The organism is Caballeronia glebae, from assembly GCF_001545035.1.
Classification (GTDB): domain Bacteria; phylum Pseudomonadota; class Gammaproteobacteria; order Burkholderiales; family Burkholderiaceae; genus Caballeronia; species Caballeronia glebae.
Map to the genome: position 1 here is coordinate 41481 of NZ_FCOJ02000011.1, position 21601 is coordinate 63081.

The window sequence follows — 21601 nt, forward strand, 5'->3', positions numbered from 1 at the left end:
GCGCGCGACGATGCAGCCAGCGCCGTTTCGCGCGGCGGGATAACATTGCATCCGGCGCTTTTTCATCGGCGACATTGCTTCGGCTGCAAGCTATTCGCAAGCCGGGGTGTCACCGCCGCATCTCCAATCTTTCGAGCATGGCCCGCCTGGCGCGCATCGTCTTCCGGTTCGCGCGGCGGGCGCTATGCCTTCTTACCGCATGTCACAGAACAGCAAAACCAACCGTCCTCTCGTCATTGCAGCGGTGATGGCCTCGATGGCCATGGTCGCGATCGAAGCCACCATTGTCTCTACCGCGATGCCGCAAATCGCGACGCAACTCGGCGGCCTCAATCTTTATAGCTGGGTGTTCTCGTCGTTCCTGCTCACGCAGACGGCGCTCACGGTCGTGTTCGGCAAGCTCGCCGACCTCTACGGCCGCAAGCCTGCGATCCTCGTGGGCATCGCGATCTTCCTGATCGGCTCGGTGCTCGCGGGCTTCGCGTGGTCGATGCCCGCGATGATCGTCTTCCGGCTGATTCAGGGCGTGGGCGCAGGCGCGATCCTGCCGGTCGCGCTGACGGTGGTCGGCGACCTCTATCCGGCGCGCGAGCGCGGCAAGGTGCAGGGCTATCTCGCGAGCGTGTGGGCCGTGTCCGCCGTGCTCGGGCCGATGGTCGGCGGCCTTTTGATCCGCCAGTTCTCGTGGGCGTGGATCTTCTGGATCAACGTGCCGATCGGCATTCTGGCCGCGCTGCTCTTCACGCTCTATCTGCACGAGGAAAAGCGCCACGACCGTCCGGCGATCGATCTCGCGGGCGCGCTCTTTTTCACCGCCGCCGTCGCCTCGCTGATGATGGCGCTGACCGATGCCGGCCACGCGAGCAATGCGCGCGTCGGCGCGGAGATCGGCGTGCTGGTGCTCGCCATCGTCGGCTTCGTGGTGCAGGAGCGCCGCGCCGCCGATCCGATGATCTCGTTCAAGCTGTGGTCGCATCGGCCGATCGCCGCGAGCAATGTCGCGACGCTGCTCGCCGGCATGGCGATGATGGGCCTCACCACTTTCCTGCCGATGTACGTGCAGGGCGTGATGCACCGCACGCCGGTGCAAGCGGGTCTCGCGCTCACGATGATGATGATCGGCTGGCCGAGCGGCGCGACCTTCACGTCGCGCACGTTCAGCCGCATCGGCCTGAGGCGTCTTCTGATGATCGGCCCGGTGTTCATTCCGCTGGGCGCGTTGCCGTTCGTGCTGCTCGGGCCGGAGTCGAGTCCCGTCTGGGCGGGCGTCGGCTCGGCGGTGCTCGGCTTCGGCATGGGCATCACGAGCGTCTCGTGCCTCATCCTGATCCAGGAAATCGTGCAGCCGCTCGAACGCGGCAGCGCAACGGCGTCGAACCTGTTTTCGCGCAATCTCGGCAACACGCTCGGCGCGGCCGTGTTCGGCGCGGTGCAAAACTACGGCCTCACGCACGCGGACGGCCTGCCGCCCGTGCACGCGGATCAGTTGAAGCAACTGCTTACGGCCGTGCCCGGTGACTTCGCGATGAACAACGAGATTCGCCTCGTGCTGCATCACTCGCTGCATCTGACCTTTACGGCGATGTTCGTGATCGCGCTCGGCACCGTGATTTCGATGCTGTTCATGCCGAAGATCGAGATCGGGCACGCGCGGGGAACGGTCGAGACAGTCGGCGCGACCGATGCGAAAAACGCCGCGAATCAGGCGTTTCACTAAAACTAAGCGCCGACCCGAACGCATGGTGCCCGACGGCGAGCGCCGGGCGTGTCTTCAGTCCTGCGACTGGAGCAGCGGACTTTCGTGCTTCACGGTCGCCACGCTCGCGCTCGCGGGCTCGCTGTCGCTCGCGAGCGTCGCCGAATCGGCAAGGTAGCGCGACAGCAGCGCGTTGTCGTCCATGTAGTACGTCATGGGACCGTGGCTGCGCGCGAGCGCGTAGCTTCCGACGACCAGCGCCGCAATCAGAACGATGCCGATGAGTCTTCCTGTCATGGTAGTGCTCCTGAGGGTGTCCAAGGGTCACTTCATGGGCCTCGACGCACTGCCTGCCACAGGCTCGACCTTCCGAAATGTGCACGCAGTGTACGTGCGCGCCCGTTGCTTGAAATCCCTCCAGAAGCACGGCTGAAAACGGGTGGATCGTCACAGAAAATGCGGGAATTTGGCAGACGTTTGCGTGGCGGCACGCCGATAGCTACGTCTGATACAAAGGCGTGGCAGCGATGCCGGGGCTGCGGGTAGACTGTGGCGTCAGCGGCATCTTGTCCAGGAATCGTCCACCGCCGCGCCGACCACCCGAACCATGACCCGATCCAAAGCCGCCACGACACTCGACCTCGCTCGCCACACGCCATCGGAGCCCGTCATGGGCGAGCAGCAGTATCACGCGCTCGTCGATGCGATCGAAGACTGCGCGATCTTCATGCTCGACCTGAACGGCTGCATCACGAGCTGGAACAAGGGCGCGCGCAAGATCAAGGGCTACGAGGCGCACGAGATCGTCGGACAGCATCTGTCGCGCTTTTACACGGCGGAATCGGTAGCGCGCGGCTGGCCCGAATACGAGCTGAAGCAGGCCTACGCGACCGGGCGCTTCGAAGACGAAGGCTGGCGCGTGCGCAAGGACGGCACGCTGTTCTGGGCGAACGTGGTCATCACGGCGGCGCGCAATACGAAGGGCGAGATCATCGGCTACGCGAAATACACGCGCGATCTCACCGCGAAACGCGCCGAGGAAGAAAAGCTGCGTCTGTCCGAAGAGCGCTTTCGTCTGCTCGTGGAAAACGTGAGCGACTATGCGATTTTCATGCTCGACCCCAGCGGCCATATCGCGAGCTGGAACACGGGCGCGATGCGCATCAAGGGTTATCAGCCGGCGGAGATTCTCGGCAAGCACTTCTCGACCTTCTATTGCCCCGAGGATCTCGAAGCGAATGTTCCCGAGATCGAGTTGCAGACCGCGATCCGCGCGGGCCGCGTGGAGAACGAAGGCTGGCGCGTGCGCAAGGACGGCTCGCTGTTCTGGGCGAACGTGGTGATCACCGCGGTGTACGACGAGCATCGCGTGCTGCGCGGCTTCGCGAAGGTCACGCGCGACATGAGCGAGAGAAAGCGCCTGGAACAGCTCGAAGTATCGTCGCGGCGCATCAGCGAATTTCTCGCGACGCTCGCGCACGAGTTGCGCAATCCGCTCGCGCCCGTGCGCAATGCGGTCGGCGTGATGCAGATGGAAACGGACATGCCGCAACGCCTCGCCGCGTGCCGCGACATCATCGACAGACAGACTTCGCATCTCGGCCGGCTCGTCGACGATCTGCTCGACATGGGCCGCATCACCACGGGCAAGATCGATCTGCGCATGGCGCGCGTGGACGTGAGCGACATCATCGCGCGCAGCATCGAACTCGTGCATCCGTTCACCGACGAGCGCACCCAGAGCGTCGTGGCGAAGCTGCCGCAAGAGCGCGTTTATGTCATGGGCGACAGCACGCGGCTTGTGCAAGTGGTGCAGAACCTCTTGAACAACGCGTCGAAGTTCTCGGCGCGCGCGAGCACGATCTGCGTCGAAGTCGAGCCCGAGGCGACGGGGCTGCTGCTGAAAGTGATCGACACGGGCCGCGGCATTTCACAAAAGGGCCTGACGTCCATCTTCGATCTGTTCGTGCAGGAGGATCACTATCTCAATCCCGGCGAATCTGGCCTCGGCATCGGGCTCACGCTCTGCCGGTCGATCGTCGAGATGCATGGCGGCTCGATCAGCGCGGCGAGCGGCGGTCTGAATCAGGGCAGCACGTTCACCGTGCGCCTGCCTTATGCGTCCGACGACGACGCGCCACGGCCGCATCGCGTACTCGCGCAGAGCGCGATACAAAGCGTGGGCGACGGTCTGCGCATCGTCGTGATCGACGACAACCGTGATTCCGCCGACAGCCTCGCAATGCTGCTGCAAATGAAGGGGCACGACGTGCGCATCGCGTATCACGGCAAGGAAGGGCTCGACGTGATCCGCCATTTTCCGCCGGAACTGATTCTGCTCGATCTCGCATTGCCCGATATGGATGGTCACGCGGTGCTGCGGACGTTGCGCTCGCAGCGGCTCATCGGGCGCGCGACGGTGGTCGCGATGACGGGATTCGGGCAGGAGAGCGACAAGGAACGCTCCGCGCAGGCGGGCTTCGATGCGCATCTGGTGAAGCCGGTGGATTTCGACATGCTGGACCGCTTGCTGGAGAAAGTGGCGCAACGGTGAGCGGCCTCACGCCCTCACCACCCGCAGCGGAAACACCACGCGCGACGCAACCAGCCCCAGCGCCCCGCCCAGCAGCGTCTCCCACGCCCGCGCCGTCAGCAGTTCGACCGAATGCACGCCGCTGGCGGCGAGCGTCACGATAAGCACGAACGCGAACGCCCCGCACGCGATGTCATACCGCTCCGGCAGCGCCATCGCATAAGCGATCATCGCGAACGCGGACAGCATCCAGACGACGAGCGGCCAGTGCTCGGCGAGCGGCAGACACACGATGCCGATCGGCACGCCGACGAGCGTTCCGTAGATGCGCCGCCGCACGCGCTCCGCCGTCCCGACCGCCGAAGTCGCGACGACATACACGCAAGCCGTGATCGCCCACGCCGATTCCGCAAGCCCGAACGCGCGATTCAACGCCACGACGACGAGCGCGCCGCACGCCGCCTGCAGGCCCATCGCGAACGCGGGCGAAATTCCGTAGCGACCGAAAGCAGGTTCGGACGCCAGCGCCGGCAGCACGACTGGATGCTCCGCCGGCCCGCTCAGCACGCGCGGCACGATGGCCGCGAGCATGCCGATCAGCAACGCGAGCAGGATCGCCGAGGAGTCGCCGGGCCTGAGATCCATTCCGTAGGCGAGAAGCTGCCCGATATAAAGCTGCGAGCCGACGCCCGCGCCGGTCATCCCGAAGCGCTTCAGATAGCCCGCGAGAAACGCGCCTGTCACGAGAATCAGCTCGGCGCCGCCGCGGCCGAATTCGCGAAGCATCGGCGCGAAAAGCGTGAAAGTGAACGCGCCGAACGCGGCCGCGACGCACAGGACGAGGAGATCGCGGCTCGACTCGAAACGCGTCGTGCGCGCCTCGGACACGCTCGCCCACAGCGCGAAGCCGCCCGCGAGCGCGCCCACCGACACGCTGGCTGGCACGCTCTGCGTCACGTCCTGCAACGCGCCGAGCGCCGCCGCGAGTCCATACGCGGTCACGAGCCGCAAACCCTTGATGCGCCGATGCGTGCCCGGGTCCACGCGGTCGAGCCATGCGAGCGCCGCCTGCACACGATGCACGAGCGTTCGCGCGATCGTCAGCGACGAATCCGCGAGACGCGTTTTCGCGTCGCCGATGTGCTGCTCGTCGTCCATTGGCGTCACCGAAGGAAGCGGGCCTGCAAGGCATTCTAGGCGATGCCGCGCGGCGCGTTTCGTCTTCGTGCACGTTCCACGGGCACTCGCGTTCCGCCCCGCCGCGCCGCTTCGACGATGCAGCCCGCAAGCCGCGCCGCCGCATCCGGCTCGTTCGCGCCCGCGCGCCGCGCGCGCTCCACGAGCCCGATCTCGCGATGAAACGTGTCGTCGCCGAGATCGAGCGCGACCGCGCCACGCGGCCACGGACCGATGCCATCCGACACCGGCACGAGCGCCACGCCCAGTCCGCGCGCGACCAATTGCGCGATGCCCGGCAGCTCATCGACCTCGATCGAATCGCGCACGGCGATGCGGCGCTTCGTCAGAAACGTGTCCACTTGGCGGCCGCCGAACGAGCGCCGGTCGTAGCGGATGAACGGTTCGGACTCGATCAGCGTGCGCCAGTCGGCGCCCTTCTTCGCGGCGGGCGCGAGCAGCACGAACGGCTCCGCGACGAGCGTGCGCCATTGCAGCTCCGCGGGCAGCGAAAACGGCGGACGAATCATGACGGCCATGTCCATCTCGCCCGCGTCGACGCTCGCGAGCAGATTGAGCGACACGCCCGGCACGAGCCGGATACGCCACGCGGGCAACATGCGCCGGAATGCGTCGATGGCATCGGGCAAAAGCGCCGCATGCGCCGACGCGATCGCACCCACCGAGAGCGAGCCGCCGCGCCCGTCCTCGCCCTCCGGCTCGGCGAGGCGCGCGTACAGCGCGATCAGTTCATCGGCGAGTTCGAGCGTGCGCTTGCCGGCCTTGTTGAGCGTTGCGGAGCGGCCGGTCCGGTCGAACAGCTTCACACCGAGATGCGCTTCGAGGCGCTGCATCTGCGCGCTCACCGCCGATTGCGTGAGGCCGATTTGCGCGCCCGCGCCCGCGAAGGTCCCGTGGCGCGCCACCGCGATGAAAGTCTGGAGTTCGCGCAACATGTCGATTCATCGAAAATATTTGGACTGACTCCAGAAATATATCGTTTTTCAGCACAAATATTTATTAATAGACTGTGACTTCCGTTCCCACTCACGTCGATTGAAGGATTCACCGCCATGAGCACGACCCAACACGCCATGCCGCCGTTCCACCTCGCATTCCCCGTTCACAGCCTCGCCGCCGCGCGCGAGTTCTACGGCGACCTGCTCGGCTGCCCGGAAGGCCGCAGCTCCGACGCCTGGGTGGATTTCGATTTCTACGGGCATCAGATCGTCGCGCATCTCGCGCCGGAGGAAGCCGGGCATCGCACGACGAGCGCGGTCGATGGCGACGCCGTGCCCGTGCGTCACTTCGGCGTGGTGCTGTCGATACCGCAATGGGAAGAACTCGCCGACAAGCTGCGCGCCGCCGGCACGCGCTTCATCATCGAGCCGCATGTGCGCTTCAAGGGCGAAGTCGGCGAACAGGCGACCATGTTCTTCCTCGATCCGTCGGGCAATGCCGTCGAGATCAAGGCGTTCGCCGACATGACGTCGCTCTTCGCAAAATAAGAGCCGCAAGAAAAAACGGGACGCCACGCGGCGTCCCGTTCGTCATTTCAGCGCGTATTACTGACCCGAGCCGCTCGCGCTGACCGGTGCGCCCGGGCCGCTCGGTGTCGCGGTGCCGCCGGGTTGCGTGGACGGACCCGCGTTCATCGAGCTCGTGTGCGTCTTTTTCGTATGCGTCGATTTGTTCGCGTGCGAATTCGGCTGCGCGTGCTGCGTCGTGGTTTGCGCGTTGTCGCCGGCCTGCATGCCCGTGTTCGAGCTCGGCGGATTGTCCTGCGCAAAAGCGGACGCGCAGACGAGAGCGAAAGCGCCGGCAGCGGTGGAAAGGGCGAAACGTTTCATGTCGAAGACTCCTGTTGGCGGATGGCGAAATGCGATGCTTGCGGCTTGATCTGCCTGCTGGCCGCCGCGGTTCACGCAGCGGCCGGTCGCACGATACGAGTCAGCACGCGACATGCCACGGTCTGACGATTCGCCAACGCCTTCGTGTCTTCGACAAGAACGCGGCTATTCCGAAGGTTCAGGTTCTGAACACGGCGACAGCGCGTTTCAACTCTTCCGCCTGCACCGCGAGCGCGCTGGCGGCGGCCGTCGCCTGCTCGACGAGCGCGGCATTCTGCTGCGTGACGGCGTCCATCTGCGTGATCGCGACGCCGACTTGCTCGATGCCCTGCGTCTGCTGCGACGAAGCCGACGAGATCTCGTTCATGATGTCCGTCACGCGCGAGACAGACGTGAGAATCTGCTTCATCGTGTCGCCGGATTGCTGCGCGAGATCTTGCCCCGCCGTCACGTTCGTCACCGATTCGTCGATAAGCGTCTTCACGTCCTTCGCCGCCGCCGCGCAACGCTGCGCGAGCGCCCGCACTTCCGAGGCGACCACCGCGAAGCCGCGTCCATGCTCGCCCGCGCGCGCCGCCTCGACGGCCGCGTTCAACGCGAGAATGTTGGTCTGGAACGCGATGCCTTCGATCACGCCGATGATGTCGACGATCTTCTCCGAGCTGCCCGCGATCTTGTCCATCGTCGTGACGACGCCGAGCACGACGCCGCTGCCGCTTTCAACCGTCGACGATGCGCTCGCCGCGAGCTGGCACGCCTCGCCCGCGTTGTCCGAATTGAGGCGCACGGTCGACGTCAGCTCTTCCATGCTCGATGCCGTTTGCGCGAGCGAAGCGGCCTGCTCTTCCGTGCGCGACGAAAGATCGTGATGACCGTCCGCGATTTCGCGCGACGCCGCCGTGATGCCGTCCGCGACGAGCTTGATCTGCGCGATCGTCTGCGTGAGACGCGATTGCATTGCATGCATCGAATGCATGAGGCTCGAATCGTCGCCGCGCTGCACGTGCACGGCCTGCGCGAGATCGCCGGCCGCGATGCGCTGGCAGACGATCGCCGCATCGCGCGGATCGCCGCCGATGCTCTTCAGCACGCCGCGAATGATGAGCGTCATCGCGAACGTCAACGCCGCGCCGATCACGCCGATGAGCAGCAGCGACTTGAGCACGATCGCGTGAAAGGCCGCGTCGATATCGTCGATATACGCGCCCGTGTAGACATGCCAGTCCCACTCGCGCACGTAATCGCCATAGGTGAGCTTCTGCAGCGGCTCGGTCTCGCCGGGCTTCGGATAGAGATAGGTCGTGATGTGCGAGCCGTCGAGCCCGTGCTTCACGATTTCGCCGGTGAAATGCTTGCCGGTGCTATCGACGAAATCGTTGATCTTGTTCTCCGTATCGGGGCGCACGGGGTTCAGGATCTGGAACAGCTTCGAATCGAGAATGCCGACATAACCGCTCGCGCCGTAGCGGATCGCGCGCACGCTCGCGATGGCGAGCTTCTTCGCTTCTTCCTCGGGCAGCGCGCCGCTTTGCGCCTGCTTCACGTAAAACCTCACGATGCTCGTCGCCGATTGAACCTGCTCGGCGAGCGCGCCTTCGCGGTTTCTCATCAGCGAATGTTGGGTGGAGATCGCGTTGAGCGCGCACAGAAGAATCAGACTGAGCCATACGAAGCCCACGGTGCTCATGAGCTTGGTCTTGAAAGATAGTTTATTCACGATCTGGTTGAAGGAGCCGATGGATGCGCCGGGACAGGCGCTTGCTTTGCGGCTTTCGAGCGCGGACGGTTTTACGTTTGCCTGCGCGCGTGCGACGTCGCGTCGTTATCGAAAGCTGCGTGCAATTTAACGGCAAGACGCGTTGAATCTTGAGCCAGGACGTGTGCCGCGCAAAGCAAAACGCCCCGCGCGGCCGAAGCCACGCGGGGCGCTACTCACCGTATTTCTGCCGATCAGTGCCCGACCGGTTCCGTCGCCTTGAGATCGCTGGCCATCGCCGTTTGCGGATGCGCGGCCTGCTTCACCAGCAGCGCGAGCGCCGAAATGATGCCCGCCACCGCGATCGTCGCGAAGATGCCGCCGAAGGTGAAGTGCAGTCGCGTCAGTTCAGCGACGAGGAACGATCCCGCGATGCCGCCGAAGCGCCCGATGCCCAGCATCCACGCGACGCCCGTGCCGCGCCCTTGCGTCGGATAGAACGCGGCGGCAAGCGCTGGCATCGACGATTGCGCGGTGTTCATCAGCACGCCCGCGAGGAACACGACGAGCACGAGCATGCCCACGTTGCCCACGGCCTGGCCGATCAGATACACGCTCACGGCGGTCAGCGCATAGCACGCGGCGATGATTCGGTTCGCGTTGAACTTGTCCATCAGCACGCCGCACAGCACCGCGCCCACGCCGCCGAGCGGAAACAGCGCGGAGATCAGCGTCGCCTTTTGCGGCGTCAGGCCGGCCTCCTTGAGCAGGATCGGCATCCAGTTGATCGACGCGTAGAAGATCACGAGGCCCATGAAGTATGTGAGCCACAGCATGATCGAGCCGACGATGTACGAGCGCGACAGCACCACGCTAATGCCGCTTTGCCCCGTCGCGGCGGGCGCGGCTTCGGTCATGAAGAACGAGCCTGCGTTCATCGCGTCGGACGAGATGCGCGCGAGCGTCGCGCGAATCTTCTCGACCGGCTTCGACTTCGCCACCATGTAGCGCACCGACTCGGGCAACGTGGCAATGAGCAGCACCGACAGCACGAGCGGCGCAATGCCGCCCAGCATTAGCACGCTGCGCCAGCCGAATTGCGGAATCATCCACGCCGCGAGAAAGCCGCCGAACGCCGCGCCGAGCGGAAAGCCGCAGAACATCAGATTGATGAGCGTGGCCCGGCGATTGTCGGGGCAGAACTCGCTCATCAGCGTGACGGCGTTCGGCATCGCGGCGCCGAGACCCAGGCCCGTGACGAAGCGCAGCGTCGTCAGTTGCGTGAGGTCCGCCGAGAACGACGACGCGAGACACGCGACGCCGAAAATCAGCACCGACGAGAGCAGCAACACGCGGCGGCCGAGCTTGTCCGAGAGCGGCCCGGACAAGAGCGCGCCCGCGGCGAGCCCGAAGAGCGCGGCGCTCAGCACGGGCGCGAGCGCCGGACGGCTGATATGCCATTCGGCGACGAGCGAAGGCGCGATGAAGCCGATCGCGGCGGTATCGAAACCGTCCAGCAGCACGATGACGAAGCACATCACGAAGATGAGCCACTGAAACGGCGAGAACGGATGCTCGTTGATGAACGTCTGTACGTTCACGGCAGGACTTCTACTCACTTCATTCCCTCTTTGATGATTGGGCGCGCGCCTCGCAAGGGCGCATCCCGGAACTGAAACCGCTTCCCGCCGGCGTTTTTGTTGTTTTCGTGCGAGCGCGGAGCTCGGTCGAACGCATGGAAATCGGCGAAAAGTTCGTCAGACGAACACCGATTCACATAGCGAACACGCGTGAGAGGGTACTGAAGAAGCTTGCGCTTCGTCAACGCGGGCTTACCCGCGTATGACGCAGCGCTGACGCGTGGCTGTCAGGACACGCGCTCAGGACACGCGCCGTCCCGCGCGATACGTCTCGCGCGGGATCGGCAGGCCGTCCATCGAAGCGACGCGCACGAAGTCCGCGCGCAGGCCCGTGGCGATCGCGCCGCGATCCGCGAGGCCGGCCGCGTGTGCGGGTGCCCACGAGACGGTCGCGACCGCGCGCGGCAACGACCATCCCGCCTTCGCGACGAGATCGAACACCGCGATCAGCAAACTCGACGGCACGTAATCCGACGACAGGATGTCGAGCAGCCCTTCGCGCGCCAGTTCGAGCGCGGACACGTTGCCCGAATGCGAGCCGCCGCGCACCACGTTCGGCGCGCCCATGATCGTCGCGATGCCGTGCTCGCGCGCGGCGCGCGCCGCTTCGAGCCTCGTCGGAAACTCGGCGAGCGCGATGCCGTCGCGCGCCGCTTCCTCGACGTGCTCGACGAGCGTGTCGTCATGGCTTGCGAGCGAGATGTTCAAGCCCTTGCACCGCTCGACGATTTCCGCGCGATGCTTCGCCGCATAACGCCGCTGATGTTCCGCGAGTTCGGCGAGGATCTTGTTCGCGTGCTCGTCGCTCCACTTGCCATGACGCTCCTGATACTTGCGCCACTTCTCGTGGTCCTGCCATTGACGCTGGCCCGGCGTGTGATCCATCACCGAGGCGAGCCTGAACAGCGGATCGGACGAGAGTGAATCGAACACTTCTACGACATCCGTCGTGCCCACTTCGCAGCGCAGATGCAGGAAGTGATCCGCGCGCAGCAGATCGCGCTCGACGAACTTGCCGATCGACTTCGCGCATTGCACTTGAAGCTCGCGGCCGCGCACGCCGTCTTCGGGACGCGAACCGACGCCGAGTGCATCGAACACGGTCGTGATGCCCGCCGACGCCACTTGCGCGTCATGCACGATGATCGCCGCTTCGTGATTCCACAGCACGCCCGGACGCGGCGCGAGATGCTTCTCGATGTTGTCCGTATGCAACTCGACGAAACCGGGCAGCAGATAATCGCCGTCCCAGTCGTGCGCATCGCGCGCGGCGGTATTGCCCGGCGCGATCTCCGCGATGCGTCCATCCTCGACACGCACGATGCCCACGAACTCTTCGTCGCGCGTCACGATGCGCGCATTCTTGATCAGCATGTCTGCAACACTCCGGAATCGGTTTGATGAGTGGCGACGGCGGCGGCGGCCGACGCGAGCCGCACGATGCGGGTCGCGACACGTTCGCGCGTGTCTTCGTCGTGGAAGATGCCGACGATCGCCGCGCCCTTCTCGCCCGCCTCGACGATCAGGTCGGCGACCACGTCGCGATTTTCGGCATCGAGCGACGCGGTGGGTTCGTCGAGCAGCAACAACGGATGCGCCGCGATCAACCCGCGCGCGATATTCACGCGTTGCTGCTCGCCGCCCGAGAACGTCGCGGGCGCGAGCGTCCAGAGACGCCGCGGCACGTTGAGGCGTTCGAGCAAAGCGCTCGCGCGTGCGTGCGCTTCGTTTTCATCGACGCCGCGCGACACGAGCGGCTCCGCCACGAGATCGAGCGACGACACGCGCGGAATCGCGCGCAGGAACTGGCTCACGTAGCCCATCGTCGTGTTGCGCAGGCGGATGATCTCGTGCGGCGCGGCGTCGGTCAGCATCGTATGACGCGACGGCTTGCTGTCGTCGCGAATCGCGATGCTGCCGCGCGTCGCGAGATAGTTGCCGTACATGCAGCGCAGAAACGTGCTCTTGCCCGCGCCCGACGCGCCCGCGAGCACAACGCATTCGCCGCGCTCGACATCGAGCGATACGCCCGAAAGCGCGGCGATACGCGCGCCGCCCTGCTGATGCAGCGTGAAAGTTTTCTCGATGCCGCGCGCGCGCAACATCAGCTTGTCGTTCGTGACAAAGCAATCGTGGGTCATCAGTCGCACCTCAAACGGGCAGCACGGACGCGACGAGCGTCTGCGTATAAGGATGTTGCGGATCGTCGAGCACCTGATCCGTCAGGCCGCTTTCGACCACGCGCCCGTCCTTCATCACCATCAGCCGATGTGCGAGCAGCCGCGCGACGCCAATGTCGTGCGTGACGATCACCGCCGCGAGATGCAGCTTGCTCGTGAGCGTGCGCAGCAGGTCGAGCAGACGCGCCTGCACGGAGACATCGAGGCCGGCGGTGGGTTCGTCCATGAACACGAGGCGCGGCCCCGTCACCAGATTACGCGCGATCTGCAGACGCTGTTGCATGCCGCCCGAAAACGCGGCGGGCAATTCGTCGATGCGCGCGGCATCCAGTTCGACGCGGCTCATCCAGTCGGCGGCCGTTTCGCGCAGACGGCCATAGTGACGCGCGCCGATCGCCATGAGCGGTTCGCCGATGTTCGCGCCCGCCGATACGTTGCGGCGCAGGCCATCGCGCGCGTTCTGATGCACGAAGCCCCATTCGGTGCGCGACAGTAGACGTTTGCGCGGCTCGGCGAGCGTCAGAAGATCGAGCGCTTCGCCTTCGCGCGTCGTGTACGTGAGCGCGCCGCCGTCCACTTCGCCGCGCAACGCGAGCGCGTTCAGCAACGTGGACTTGCCCGATCCCGATTCCCCGACGATGCACAGCACTTCGCCAGGATGAACATCGAGATCGACATCGACGCAACCGCCGCGTCCGTCATAGCGCTTCGTGAGGCGCGTCGCTTTCAGCAGTGCGTTCATTGCGCCACCTCTTCGTCGTCGCGACGGCTATGGCAGTAATCGCTGTCGGAGCAGACGAACATGCGCGTGCCTTCATCGTCGACGATCATCTCGTCGAGAAAGCTTTCGCGCGATTCGCACAGCGCGCATGCATGCTCCCACTTCTGCACGCTGAACGGATGATCCTCGAAATCGAGGCTCTTCACTTTCGTATAAGGCGGAATGGCGTAGATGCGCCGTTCGCGACCCGCGCCGAAGAGCTGCAATGCGGGATTCATGTGCATCTTCGGATTGTCGAACTTCGGGATCGGCGAGGGCGACGTGAGGTAGCGATCGTTCACGAGCACCGGATAATCGTAGGTCGTCGCGATGCTGCCGTGCTGCACGATATCCTCATAATATTTCACGTTGATGAGGCCGTAGTCCGCGAGCGCGTGGAGCTTCCTGCACTCCGTGACGCGCGGTTCGAGGCGAAACAGCGGCTCGGGCATCGGCACCTGATAGACGATGATCTGCCTGTCCGTGAGCGGCGTCTCGGGAATGCGGTGACGCGTCTGCACGATGCTCGCATCGGCGGTGCGCGTGGTGGTCGCGACGCCCGCCGTGCGCGCGAAGAAGCGGCGGATGTTCACCGCGTTCGTGGTCTCGTCGGAACCTTGATCGATGACCTTCAGCGTATCGCTCTTCCCGATGATCGCCGATGTCACCTGCAAGCCGCCCGTGCCCCATCCATACGGCAACGGCATTTCGCGCGACGCGAACGGCACCTGATAACCCGGCACCGCGACCGCCTTGAGCAACGCGCGGCGAATCATGCGCTTGGTCTGCTCGTCGAGATACGCGAAGTTATAGCCTTCGGTGAGTGCGCTCATGTCGCATTCTCCTTGTTGCCGTCCGAGCCATGCGCGGCGCGCAAACGACGCAGCAATTCAAGCTCGGATTGAAAATCGACGTAGTGCGGCAGCTTCAGGTGCTGCACGAAACCGGACGCTTCCACGTTATCGCTGTGATACAGCACGAACTCGGGGTCTTGCGTTGGCGAGCCGACGGATTCGCCGAGTTCTTGCGCGCGCAATGCGCGATCCACCAGCGCCATGGCCATCGCCTTGCGCTCGGAATGGCCGAATGCGAGGCCATAGCCTTGCGTGAACGTTGGCGGCACGTCGCCACTACCCGCGAACTGGTTGATCATCTGACACTCGGTAATGTCGATAGTCCCGATCTCGACGGCGAAGCCCAATTCATCGACGACCATTTCCACCGCCACTTCGCCGTGACGGATCTCGCCCGCGAACGGATGGCTGTGCGCATAGCCACGCTGCGTCGCATAGCCGACGGCGAGCAGAAAGCCTTCGTCGCCGCGCGCGAGGTTTTGCAGGCGCGTCGAGCGATCCACGGGAAACGAGAGCGGCTCGCGCGACAGATCGCCCGGTTCCGGCGCGTTCTCTCGCGCGCGTTCCTGCTCGATCAGGCCTTCCCTGTCGAGCATGGACAACACGCGCGGCATGGCGCTCTCTTCCGCCGCCTTCGCCTCGATAGTTGCATCGCTAACTGGTTGGCCTTCGGCGAGCAAGGTGAAGTCGAGCAGGCGTTGCGTGTAGTCGTAGGTGCCGCCCAGCATCTGTCCGCCGGGAATATCCTTGAAGGCCGCCGAGATGCGGCGTTCGACGCACATCGCTTCCGTATCGATCGGCAGCGTGTAGCCAAAGCGCGGCAATGTCGTTCGATACGCGCGCAACAGGAAAATGGCTTCGACGAGATCGCCCGCCGCCTGCTTGATCGCGAGCGCGGCGAGGTCTTCGTCGTAGACGGAGCCTTCGGTCATCACGCGCGCGACGGCAAGGCGCATCTGCTCGCGAATCTGCGCAACGGACAACTCGGGCACGCGGACATCGCCGCGACGCTTTTTCGCGAGCACGTCCCATGAACGTTCGATGGCGCGTTCGCCACCTTTGACCGCGACGTACATCAGCTCACCTCCACATGCGTCGTGCGCGGCAGGCCGACGAGCGCGCCGCCCGCGACGAAGTAGCAATCGATGCCGCAAGGAAAGAGCGCGGTGAGCGCCGCGCGCTGCCGCCAGAACTCGCGCGACAGCCCCGCGATGGCGACGCTGCGCGATTGCGCGATGCCGGGACCGCGCCATTCGAGCGGCTCGCCTTCGGTCAGCGACGGCACGCGGATGAAGAGCGTCGCGGCATGCTCAGGCGACTCGGGCTCGCCGTGCGAGAACGCATCGAGCGAAGGCATGTCGCGCGTATCGTCGATATAAGCGAACGCGGCCTCGCGGCGATCGCGCGTAACAGGCGCGCTCGCGTGAAAGCGCAGCGCGTCGCCGAGCACGTTGTCTTCGCGCTCGATGAAGACCGGCGTCGAATAATCAGTAAGCGCGAGCAGCGACGCGAACGCCGCGAGCGGCACGCGCCCGGCGAGGCCGTCGCGCATCGCGTGGTTGTCCGGCAGCGCGGCGTCGATCGCGACGATGCTGCCCGGGCGCGACAGCGCATCGAGCAACGCGCGGAACACGCGCTGCGCGTCGTGCACCGTGTCGTTGAAGCCGGGCACGAGCTTGGTCATGTCGATTCGCATCATTCGCCTCTCACCATCGTGAAGAATTCGACCTTCGTCGCCGCCGCTTCGGCCTCTTTGCGACGCGTTTCATCGGCGATGCGCGCGGCCAGCGGCTCGATGAGCTGTGTCTGCAACGTGTCGGCGAAACGCGGCGTCTGCAAGAGCGCGTCCGCAAGCGCGGCGAGCGTCGCACGCTCCTTGTCGCGGCCCATGTGCACCGCGACGCCGACGGCCGCGCTGCCGTCACCATCGCCAGTGCGCAATCGCAGCGTGGCGCGCGTGACGGTCGTTTCGCCGAGATTGAACGCATCGCCCGTGCCGCCGATACGTCCGCGCACCATCGCAAGCCCGATGTCCGGCGCGCGCAGCCACTCGTAGTCGGGCACCTTCGCGCCTTCGAGCGCCGTGTCCAGTGCGTGTTGCAGCGCGTCGCGCGGCGTGCGGGCGAGCACCGCCATCCATTCGCGGCGGCCTCGCGCTGGCCGCGGCTCCGTTGAAGTACTCATCGCTTTTCCCAAGTCTTGAAGCATCCGGTCGTCGTCATGCTACTCGTTGTTTGATCTAGTCGTCTAGACGTTTGGTCATGTAGTGAGGCTTTCACATTTTCATCACGCTCGGCGAACTACAATCCCGAAGAACGATATTCAAACCGACAGGAATGACAGCGCAATGACATCCAACGAAAATGCGGCGCCTGGCGTGATCGTCGAGCGCGGCGCGGGGGTCGCGATCTGGCGGCAGATCGAGCAGATTCTCGCCGCCGAGATCGCCGCGAAGAGCTTCGGCGACGAAGGCCGTCTGCCGAGCGAAGCGGAACTCGCCAGGCGCTTCGACGTAAATCGTCATACGGTACGCCGCGCGATGCTGCGGCTCGCCGCGACCGGCCTCGTCAGCGTCGAGCAGGGGCGCGGCACGTTCGTGCAGCCCGGCGCAATCGACTATCAGATCGGGCGGCGCACGCGCTTCACCGAAAACCTGCGGCGCCAGAAGCATGCATCGGCGGGCGTCGTGCTGAGCTCGGAGCGCGTGAAGGCCGATCCGGCCGTGTCGAAGGCGCTCGGCGTGCGCGCGGGCACGCTCGTCTATCAGATCGAAACGCGCCATGACTCCGACGGCATTCCGATGACCTATGCGCGCAACTGGTTTCCGGCCGCGCGCTTTAGCGATCTGCCCGCGGCCATCGAGGCGGCGGGCGGCGTGAGCGCCGCGCTGGAGAAGTTCGGCGTAAAGGATTACACGCGCAAATGGAGCCGGATCGGCAGCGTGCTGCCTTCGTCGGACGTGGCGCGGCGCTTGCAGATCAATCGTCAACAGCCGGTGCTGTGGGTCGAGAACGTCGACGTCGACGAGAAAGGCGTGCCGATCAAGTACGGCATCACGCATTTCGCGGCGGACCGCGTGCAATTGATGGTCGAGCACGATCTATGAGCGCCGCCGTCCATCCGCGCGTGGCGCTCTACTATGCGCCGCCCGCGTCTTCCGCGTGGTGGCGCGAAGGTTGCGAATGGCTCGGCCGCGATCCCGAAAGCGGACTGGAAATTGCCACGCCCGCGCATGCCGTGACGCACGCGCCGCGCCGATACGGCTGGCATGCGACGCTCGTCGCGCCGTTCCATATGACCCCGGGCGTCGAACTGGCGGACGTGTTCGCCTGCGCGCGCGCCTGGGCAAGCTCGGTGTCTCGCTTCGAGACGACCGTCTGCCCCGCGCAAATGGGCCGTTTCGTCGCGCTGCGCCCCGCGACGCAAACCGGCGACGCGAATCTTCGCGCACTGGCGGCAAGCGCACTGACGGCGCTCTCGGCGCTGCGCAGAATGCCGTCTCGGGAAAGCATCGAGCGGCGCGTCGTCGACGGCATGAGCGCACGTCAAATCGAATTGCTGCGCGAATGGGGCTATCCGTATGTCCTCGACGAATATCGCTTCCATATGACGCTCTCCGATTCGCTCGACGACGCGAACGCGCGTGCGGCGATCGTGTCGGACTGGAAGGCGCGCATCGACACGCTCGGCCCGTTGCCGGTGCACGGCGCCGCGCTTTTCATCGAACCGCTGCCGGGCGCGCCGTTCACGCTATGGCGGCGCCTGCCGTTCAACAACGCACAGGATGGGGCATGACGGAAGTGGACAGCACGAAACTGATCTACGTGATGGGACCGTCGGGCGCGGGCAAGGACTCGCTGCTCGGCTTCGCGCGCGAACGCGTTGGCGCACAGGTGATGTTCGCGCATCGCTACATCACGCGCGCGGTCGGTGACGGCGAGAATCACATCGCCCTTTCGCATGACGAATTCGCCACGAGGATTTCGTACGGCCTCTTCGCGATGCACTGGGAAAGTCTGGGGCTGCGCTACGGCATCGGCATCGAGCTGGATGCATGGCTCGCGCGCGGCATGCCGGTCGTCGTGAACGGCTCGCGTCAACATGCGCAACGCGCGCTCGAACGTTATCCCGACGCGCGCTTCGTGCATATCGATGCGACGCCTTCGGTGCTGGCCGCCCGCCTCGCGCGTCGTGGACGCGAAGACGCCCGGCAGATCGAAGCACGTCTCGCGCGCCGTCCAGCGTTCGAATTGCCGTCGCATGCGCACGTCGTGACGATCGACAATTCGGGCATGCTCGCCGACGCCGGCGCGCAACTGCTCAACGCGCTCACGCTCGCGGAGCGCGCCTGAAAACGGCGCGGGCGCCCGAATGAGGCGCCCGCCAGCAAAACTTCACGACGTCACGATACAGCTCAGATCACGCGCTCGCGCACCCAGGCCGACGCGAGATCGATCAGCGAGACGATCGCGATGACAATCAACATCACCGCCGACGTCTGCGCATAATCGAACGAGCGAATCGCTTCGTACAGCACGACGCCGATCCCGCCCGCGCCGACCATGCCGACGACCATCGCGGAACGCACGTTCGATTCGAAGCGATACAGCGCGAACGAAATCCATAGCGGCAGCACTTGCGGCAGCACGCCGTAGACGATTTCATCCAGACTGCTCGCGCCGGTCGCGCGCACGCCTTCTGCCGGTCTCGCATCGACGGCTTCGACCGCTTCGGCGAAGAGCTTCGCGAGCACGCCCGTCGTGTGTACCCACAACGCGAGCACGCCGGCGAAAGGCCCGAGGCCGACCGCGACGATGAACAACATCGCGAAGACCATCTCGTTGATTGCGCGGCACGCGTCCATCAAACGGCGCACGGGTTGCGATATCCACGCGGGTGCGATGTTCTGCGCCGACAAGAGTCCGCAAGGCACCGCGCAGATCAGCGCGAGCGCCGTGCCCCACACCGCGACCGCGAGCGTCACGATCATTTCATGCGCATACGTGCGCCATTCCGTGAAGTCGGGCGGAAAGAAGTCGCGCGCGAACTGGCTCATGTTGCCCGATGCGCCGAACAGATCGAGCGGGCGCATGTCCGCGCTCGTCCATGACAAACCGAGCACCGCGATCAGGACGATCCAGCCGAGCATCGACGTCCAGCTGCGTTTTGGCGCGCTCGTTTGCACGGGCCGGACGATGCCGGCCTCGAACGTGGTTACGTCGAGCGGCCTCATTTACTTCGCAGCCAGCGTGTCGAGCGCGGCGATCTTCTGATCGAGCGCCGCGATCCGAGCCTTCTTGTCGGCGGCGTCGAGATGCGCGTCGTTCTGCACTTGCTCCTTCTTCTGGAAGAGCGACATCTGACGAATCGGCACGAGTTGCGCGTCCGATGAATCCGCGAAGCCCGAATAGCCCGAGATCGCGGTCATCACGGCCTGTTCGCGCGGGTCTTTTTCCGCGTAATGGTCGAAGAAGTTGCGCAGTTTGTCCTTCGTCGCTTGCGGCAGATCGCGACGCCACACGAGCGGGTCCGATGCAATCAACGGCGATTTCCACAGCACGCGCACCTTCGGATACAGCTCCGGATGTTGCGTCCTGATCGTGTCGAGCATGTCGGTGTTGTTGGTCGCGACATCGATCTTGTCGTTCACGACGGCGAGCATGTTCGCTTCATGGCTCGACGGCAGCACGCTCTTGAACGCGGACTTCGCGTTGATGCCGTTCTTCGCGAACAGATAGTAAGAAGGCACGAGCGTGCCCGAAGTCGAGTTCGGATCGCCGAAGCCGAGGTTGACGTCCTTCGTGTTCTTCAGCACCTGATCGAGCGACTTCCACTTGCTGTTCGCGTTCGTGATGAGCAGCGAGTAGTAGCCCGCTTCGCCGTTCTTGTACTTCACCTTCGCGAAGACTTCGCCATTCGAGCGATCGACCGCTTCGATCGCCGATGCATTGCCGAAGAAGCCGAGCTGCACCTTGTTGAAGCGCATCGCTTCGATGATGCCCGCGTAGTCGGTCGCGAAATACGCCTTGACGTCGAGGCCGGTTTGCTTGTTCAGATCGTCGATGAGCGGTTGCCAGCGTTGCTTGAGCGCGGCGGACGAATCCGTCGAGATGATGCCGAAGTTGATCGTCTCGGCAAGGACGGACTGCGTCAGAAGGCAAGACGCGAGCGCGGCGCCAGCCAGGAAGAAACGGGCTGTTTTCATGTTGTGATCCAGGGGTTGATGTTGGGTCGAGATTCAGGAAGCGGCGAACGCGGGTTCCTCGTCGTGCGCCTGCGCCCCGTGATGAGTGAGTAGTTCGTCCGCGGACGCGCCGTACAACTTCTGCAGCGCCGCGGGCGTGAGACGCTCGCTGGCGCCATCGAAAACGACACGGCCATCGCGCAACGCGATCGTGCGCGGGCAGTACTTCATCGCGACATCGATCTGATGCAGCGACACCACGACAGTCAGCTTGTGCTCGCGATTGAGCGTCTGCATCAGCTCCATCACGCGACGCGCCGATTCGGGATCGAGCGATGCGATCGGCTCATCGGCGAGCACGATGCGCGCACGCTGCACGAGCGCGCGGGCCAATGCCGCGCGTTGCTGCTGACCGCCCGACAGATCGCTCGCGCGTTCGAAAGCATGTTCGCCGATGCCCATCGCCGTGAGCGACTCCATCGCGAACGAGCGTTCGCCGCGCGGAAAACGTCCCGTGAGACGACGCCACAGCGACACGCGCGACAACGCGCCGATGAGCACGTTGGTCAGCACGGAGAGACGCCCGACGAGATTGAACTGCTGAAACACGAACGCGACGTCGCGGCGAATCGAGCGCACTTCGCGCACGATCCTGCCGTTCTGCTGAATCGGCCGGCCGAGCAGCGTGACGTGCGACGGCGCGGGGTCGGATGCCGTAAAGCCGGCGATATGCCGCAAGAGCGTCGACTTGCCCGATCCCGACGCGCCGATGAGCGCGACCATCTCGCCCTCCTCCACGCGCAGGTCGATCGAGTCGAGCGCCTTGCGGCCATTCCTGAACGTCTTGGTGAGACGCTCGATGCGAATTGCGTCCATAGCTTCCCTCGATGAGCGCGCTTGAACGGCGCGCTGAAACGTTCGGGAGATTCTAGGAAGCCAACATGACGAGAGAGTGACGCGGATGAGACGTCTAGATGAATACATGACTTGGACGCGCCGCCGTTTGAGACGATCGAGCAGAAAACCGATCCG

At 64.8% G+C, this 21601-nt stretch carries 22 protein-coding genes; 6 read left to right on the forward strand and 16 right to left on the reverse strand.

The window, feature by feature from the left end:
* Positions 1-199: 199 nt before the first annotated feature.
* Positions 200-1717, forward strand: coding sequence for an MDR family MFS transporter (locus AWB82_RS09990; protein ID WP_086966971.1), 1518 nt, complete (start codon positions 200-202; stop codon positions 1715-1717).
* 54 nt (positions 1718-1771) lie between these two features.
* On the opposite strand, the gene AWB82_RS09995 is transcribed toward AWB82_RS09990, so the two are convergent.
* Positions 1772-1993, reverse strand: coding sequence for a hypothetical protein (locus AWB82_RS09995; protein ID WP_086966972.1), 222 nt, complete (start codon positions 1991-1993; stop codon positions 1772-1774).
* 373 nt (positions 1994-2366) lie between these two features.
* Between AWB82_RS09995 and AWB82_RS10000 the strand changes: the two genes are divergently transcribed.
* Positions 2367-4250 (forward strand): hybrid sensor histidine kinase/response regulator, encoded by a 1884-nt coding sequence (locus AWB82_RS10000; protein WP_200818079.1) that lies wholly within the window; start codon positions 2367-2369, stop codon positions 4248-4250.
* A gap of 6 nt (positions 4251-4256) precedes the next feature.
* Here AWB82_RS10000 and AWB82_RS10005 read toward each other — a convergent pair whose 3' ends face one another.
* Both AWB82_RS10005 and AWB82_RS10010 read right to left on the reverse strand, forming a co-directional pair.
* Positions 4257-5387 (reverse strand): FUSC family protein, encoded by a 1131-nt coding sequence (locus AWB82_RS10005; protein ID WP_096031425.1) that lies wholly within the window; start codon positions 5385-5387, stop codon positions 4257-4259.
* A 35-nt stretch (positions 5388-5422) separates the two neighbouring features.
* Positions 5423-6361: a LysR family transcriptional regulator gene (locus AWB82_RS10010; RefSeq protein ID WP_086966974.1), complete on the reverse strand. Its 939-nt coding sequence runs from the start codon at positions 6359-6361 to the stop codon at positions 5423-5425.
* A gap of 117 nt (positions 6362-6478) precedes the next feature.
* Here AWB82_RS10010 and AWB82_RS10015 point away from each other — a divergent pair, with 117 nt between their 5' ends.
* A complete protein-coding gene (locus AWB82_RS10015) occupies positions 6479-6913 on the forward strand; it encodes a VOC family protein (RefSeq protein WP_086966975.1) in 435 nt (144 codons plus the stop codon).
* 57 nt (positions 6914-6970) lie between these two features.
* Here AWB82_RS10015 and AWB82_RS10020 read toward each other — a convergent pair whose 3' ends face one another.
* The 10 genes from AWB82_RS10020 to phnG all read right to left on the reverse strand — a co-directional run bounded on the left by AWB82_RS10020 (position 6971) and on the right by phnG (position 16569).
* Positions 6971-7255: a hypothetical protein gene (locus tag AWB82_RS10020; protein WP_086967074.1), complete on the reverse strand. Its 285-nt coding sequence runs from the start codon at positions 7253-7255 to the stop codon at positions 6971-6973.
* 178 nt (positions 7256-7433) lie between these two features.
* Entirely contained in the window at positions 7434-8972 is a 1539-nt protein-coding gene (locus AWB82_RS38955) for a methyl-accepting chemotaxis protein (RefSeq protein WP_086966976.1), read from the reverse strand.
* Between the two features lie 233 nt (positions 8973-9205).
* A complete protein-coding gene (locus tag AWB82_RS10030; protein WP_086966977.1) occupies positions 9206-10570 on the reverse strand; it encodes an MFS transporter in 1365 nt (454 codons plus the stop codon).
* Between the two features lie 261 nt (positions 10571-10831).
* Positions 10832-11965 carry an alpha-D-ribose 1-methylphosphonate 5-triphosphate diphosphatase gene (locus AWB82_RS10035; RefSeq protein WP_086966978.1) on the reverse strand — a complete coding sequence of 378 codons (1134 nt, stop codon included), beginning with the start codon at positions 11963-11965 and terminating at the stop codon, positions 10832-10834.
* The gene (phnL, locus tag AWB82_RS10040; RefSeq protein WP_086966979.1) at positions 11959-12732 is read right to left on the reverse strand and encodes a phosphonate C-P lyase system protein PhnL; all 774 of its coding nucleotides are present in this window, start codon (positions 12730-12732) and stop codon (positions 11959-11961) included. Before phnL ends, AWB82_RS10035 begins: the two co-directional genes overlap by 7 nt.
* Positions 12733-12742: 10 nt before the next feature.
* Positions 12743-13513 carry a phosphonate C-P lyase system protein PhnK gene (phnK, locus tag AWB82_RS10045; protein ID WP_086966980.1) on the reverse strand — a complete coding sequence of 257 codons (771 nt, stop codon included), beginning with the start codon at positions 13511-13513 and terminating at the stop codon, positions 12743-12745.
* Entirely contained in the window at positions 13510-14364 is an 855-nt protein-coding gene (locus tag AWB82_RS10050; protein ID WP_086966981.1) for an alpha-D-ribose 1-methylphosphonate 5-phosphate C-P-lyase PhnJ, read from the reverse strand. The genes phnK and AWB82_RS10050 overlap by 4 nt, the downstream gene beginning before the upstream one ends.
* Entirely contained in the window at positions 14361-15461 is a 1101-nt protein-coding gene (locus AWB82_RS10055; protein WP_086966982.1) for a carbon-phosphorus lyase complex subunit PhnI, read from the reverse strand. The genes AWB82_RS10050 and AWB82_RS10055 overlap by 4 nt, the downstream gene beginning before the upstream one ends.
* Complete coding sequence (phnH, locus tag AWB82_RS10060; protein ID WP_086966983.1) at positions 15461-16084, reverse strand: phosphonate C-P lyase system protein PhnH; 624 nt, start codon at positions 16082-16084, stop codon at positions 15461-15463. Before phnH ends, AWB82_RS10055 begins: the two co-directional genes overlap by 1 nt.
* Positions 16081-16569 (reverse strand): phosphonate C-P lyase system protein PhnG, encoded by a 489-nt coding sequence (phnG, locus tag AWB82_RS10065; protein WP_086967075.1) that lies wholly within the window; start codon positions 16567-16569, stop codon positions 16081-16083. The genes phnH and phnG overlap by 4 nt, the downstream gene beginning before the upstream one ends.
* 163 nt (positions 16570-16732) lie before the next feature.
* On the opposite strand from phnG, the gene phnF reads away from it, so the two are divergent.
* The 3 genes from phnF to phnN are packed head-to-tail and all read left to right on the forward strand — an operon-like array spanning position 16733 to position 18737.
* Complete coding sequence (gene phnF, locus AWB82_RS10070) at positions 16733-17491, forward strand: phosphonate metabolism transcriptional regulator PhnF (protein WP_086966984.1); 759 nt, start codon at positions 16733-16735, stop codon at positions 17489-17491.
* Complete coding sequence (locus tag AWB82_RS10075; protein WP_086966985.1) at positions 17488-18180, forward strand: DUF1045 domain-containing protein; 693 nt, start codon at positions 17488-17490, stop codon at positions 18178-18180. The genes phnF and AWB82_RS10075 overlap by 4 nt, the downstream gene beginning before the upstream one ends.
* Positions 18177-18737, forward strand: coding sequence for a phosphonate metabolism protein/1,5-bisphosphokinase (PRPP-forming) PhnN (gene phnN / locus AWB82_RS10080; protein ID WP_086966986.1), 561 nt, complete (start codon positions 18177-18179; stop codon positions 18735-18737). Before AWB82_RS10075 ends, phnN begins: the two co-directional genes overlap by 4 nt.
* A 62-nt stretch (positions 18738-18799) precedes the next feature.
* On the opposite strand, the gene phnE is transcribed toward phnN, so the two are convergent.
* From phnE to phnC, 3 genes are all read right to left on the reverse strand, one after another.
* A complete protein-coding gene (gene phnE, locus AWB82_RS10085) occupies positions 18800-19534 on the reverse strand; it encodes a phosphonate ABC transporter, permease protein PhnE (protein WP_235023252.1) in 735 nt (244 codons plus the stop codon).
* An 84-nt stretch (positions 19535-19618) separates the two neighbouring features.
* Positions 19619-20590 carry a phosphonate ABC transporter substrate-binding protein gene (gene phnD / locus AWB82_RS10090; RefSeq protein WP_086966988.1) on the reverse strand — a complete coding sequence of 324 codons (972 nt, stop codon included), beginning with the start codon at positions 20588-20590 and terminating at the stop codon, positions 19619-19621.
* A gap of 33 nt (positions 20591-20623) precedes the next feature.
* Positions 20624-21445 (reverse strand): phosphonate ABC transporter ATP-binding protein, encoded by an 822-nt coding sequence (phnC, locus tag AWB82_RS10095; RefSeq protein WP_086966989.1) that lies wholly within the window; start codon positions 21443-21445, stop codon positions 20624-20626.
* Positions 21446-21601 lie beyond the last annotated feature (156 nt).